The following is a 3,440-nucleotide window of genomic DNA, read 5'->3' as shown; positions in this document are numbered from 1 at the left end:
CTCGTAGCCGGGGCGCCGAGACGTTAACATTGGCGTGACGCGGAACAAACTTTTGAGATTGAGCAGTAGCGGATGATCCCAACGACCCTGAGTGCGGCCAGATTCAAACAGGTGGTCGGCGTTCTTGTGATGTGCGGTTTGATGGCCTTGCCTCCGGTTTCCTCCACCGGTGCGTTGGCCCAGGAGGATGTGTCCGAAAGCACAGCCGGGTCGCCCGCAAGCGACCCCCAAGCGAAGGAACCTGCGGGTGTTGCCGTCACGGTCATGCCGTCTGGCGTCCAGCGGTTTGCCAGCGGCGGATGGGCGTCACTAGCGGTCGTGGGAGTCAATCACACCGATCAGGATGTCGAAGAGGTCGTATCGGTCTTTGTGGGAGATGATCCCAACCTTCAATTTTCGACTCGGTTTTGGCTCCCCGCGCGAAGTAAACGCCAATCCTGGTTGCCGCTCGCGATTCCGCCGAGCGAGCGGATCGACGGCAATCGTGTCGACCTGTCGATGATTCGCATTGCCGAGTCGGAGGGAGAAGAGTCGTTCACCGAGAACGTGAATCAGATGCCCGTGTCGGTGCGGTCGTTGATGTTGGCCGACAACGAGATCAACACGGGGCTGTTTGCCGGTCCACTTGATCTTGAAGGGGAGACGCGACGTGAAGCCACTCGGGAGCGATTGAACGCCGTTCTGAACGCGGGGCGTGATTCGGTCACCCTGAGTCCGAGTGATCTGCCGATCGTCAGTTTCTTGTCTAACTTTTTACCACCGACCTATGGTGCATTGGACGAACTGGATCAAGTTGTGATCGCCGGCGACCAATTGCAGTACGATTCCGATGGAGTCGTCGCGATCCGGCGTTGGATCCGCCGCGGTGGTCGGGCTTGGATCATGTTGGATCTGACCAGCCAGTCTCTCGTCAACGATCTTCTTGGTGACGACGCGGACTTTACCGTGATCGATCGCACCGAATTGAACGAGTTTGAATTGCAGACCACCGATCCGGTCAGGGGAACGGCCGGTTCGACCGAAAGTTGGTCGTCGGAAACTCCAGTCGCAATGCTGCGGGTGTTGACACAGGCCGACGACGTCATCTGCCGGATCGATGGCTGGCCGGTCGCGTTTCGCAAACGTGTCGGTGATGGCGACGTCCTGTTCACCGCTTTGGGCGCCGATGGCTGGATTCATTCCGACCAAAAAGTCATGGCCGGCTTGAACCAGCTTGCGCGAGAATTCTTTGAACCCAAGAACCAACCGCAGGATCTGGTCGCCGCGATGAAACCGATCGTCGATGACCAGATCGGCTATCAGATTCCCAGCCGTTCGACGGCCGCCTTCGTGCTGGGCGTCAACGCGTTGGTGATCTTGATCGGCGGAGTCTGGTGGGCCCGCCAACGACGACTCGAACGCATGGCGTTTCTGGTTCCCGTCTCGGCCATCGTCACCACGCTGATCATGCTGGCGATCGGTTCCTCACATGCCACCGCAATCCCCTCGACGGTCGCCACCAGCCAAGTCGTCCAGGTTCAGCCGGCCACGGGCGAAGCCGATGTGTCCACGATCCGCGCCGTCTACAGCCAACAAAGCGGTGACTTGGGGTTGGTGTCCAATCACCAGGTGATGACGATGCCGCTGGAGAACACGGAGACGTCGCAAACACGCCGAGTCAGTTTAGAAGACGACGGCACCAGCCGCTGGCTCGGTCCAGGGCAACCGCCCGGCGTCGTCCGACATCTGGTGTCCGATTCATCCACCACGCTCCAGCAGCCGATCCGCGTGCGTGGCACGTTTGATGGCCAGGGTTTTCGAGGAACACTCTCCGGGCTCGACCCCCAGACCTGTCAGGACGGACTGATCGTCGCGTCGCCGGGGCCGATCACCGCGGTAACGATCGACGCGGATGCTTCCGCGGGGCAAGTCATCGCGGCAGCCTCCGATCGGCTTCCGCCCGGTCAGTTCATCCCCGGTTCCATTTTGACCGACCAGCAGCGGATGCGCCAGGACTTCTATGACGCGGTGCTCACCTCCGCCGAAGGGCATTCGCTCGGCCAGGGACCGTCGCTGTTGGTATGGACCGATCCCTTCGAACTCGGCGTCCAGTTTGACAACCGTTTCGATCAACGCGGGGCGGCGTTGGTGTCCATTCCCATTCAATTAGAACGACCCGCTGGCGGCGTCGAATTTCAAATCCCGTCCAGCTTCATCCGAACCGACGCTTTCTGGGGAGCCCAAGGGCGAACGACGCTGTTTAGTCCGCGCACCGGAAAGTGGCTTGCCGAGATGACGAAGGCGGCCGAGGCGCAGTTGCTGTTTCGTTTCCCCGATGTCGTCGCACCGATGACGCTGCAACAAGTCAATGTGACGATGAAGATCAACGCGCCGTCACGCACGTTTTTCGTCAACGCACTTGTCGATGACCAGCCCACCCGAGTCTTTCAGCTGGACAACGCCACCGGGGTGGTAACGTTCACGATCGACCGCAGGGATGCGTTGCGTTTGCATGCCGACGGCGGGCTGTATTTGGCGTTCGGCGTCACCGAATCGTTCGAGGCGACTGAGCGAAAGGCCAACGCGTCGAACTCGGGCGAAGCGGGCGATCAAGTGGTCGACAACGCGACTTGGCAAATCGACTACGTTCAGCTCGATGCAGTGGCGCAGATCAACACCAGCGACCTTCCCTCTCTTGACGAAGCTTTCGACACAGGCAAACCGTGAGCGATCAACAACCCATCATTGAAACTGTGGATCTGACCAAGCGGTATGATGAATTCACCGCCTTGGATTCCCTCTCGATCACCGTCCACAGCGGCCAGATCTTGGGGTTCATTGGACCCAACGGTGCCGGCAAAACGACCACCATCCGAATCCTGGTCGGGCTGCTCAAGCCGACCAGTGGCACGGCCCGAATTGCCGGTGCGGACTGTCTGACCGAATCGCGAAAGATCAAACGGCTGGTCGGCTACATGCCCGATGATTTCGGCAAGTACAGCAACATGCGAGTCGGTGAGTATTTGGATTTCTTCGGCGCCGCCTACGGGATCGGCCGACGCAAGCGGATCGTACGCATTGATGAAGTGCTGGAGATCGCCGGCGCGACATACATGAAAGACCTATTCGTCGATGCACTCAGTCGCGGGATGCAGCAACGCGTGGCAATCGCCCGAACCTTGATGCACGATCCCCAAGTGATGATCCTGGACGAACCGGCCAACGGGCTTGATCCGCAAGCACGGATCGACATGCGGACGATGTTGTTGCGGCTGGCGGAGATGGGAAAAACGTTGATCGTTACCAGTCACATCCTGCCCGAGCTGGCGCGGGTGTGCGACATCGTGGCCATGATCACCAAAGGACGGCTGCGGGCGTTCGGCACGCTGGACGAAATCATGCGCGATATCCAGCAACGACGCACCTTTGAAATTCAATTGGTCGACCACGACCAGGTCGAT

The 3,440-nt window shown here is 59.6% G+C and carries 2 protein-coding genes; both read left to right on the top strand.

The window, feature by feature from the left end:
• Window positions 1-72: 72 nt before the first annotated feature.
• Window positions 73-2,706, top strand: coding sequence for a hypothetical protein (locus ABX749_RS26570; RefSeq protein WP_372898662.1), 2,634 nt, complete (start codon window positions 73-75; stop codon window positions 2,704-2,706).
• Window positions 2,703-3,440: ABC transporter ATP-binding protein (locus ABX749_RS26565; RefSeq protein ID WP_372898661.1), on the top strand; the 738-nt coding region annotated here is incomplete at its 3' end. The genes ABX749_RS26570 and ABX749_RS26565, both read left to right, overlap by 4 nt.

Source organism: Stieleria sp., assembly GCF_041595215.1.
GTDB lineage: Bacteria > Planctomycetota > Planctomycetia > Pirellulales > Pirellulaceae > Stieleria > Stieleria magnilauensis.
This window is presented reverse-complemented; position numbering and strand designations above follow the sequence as displayed.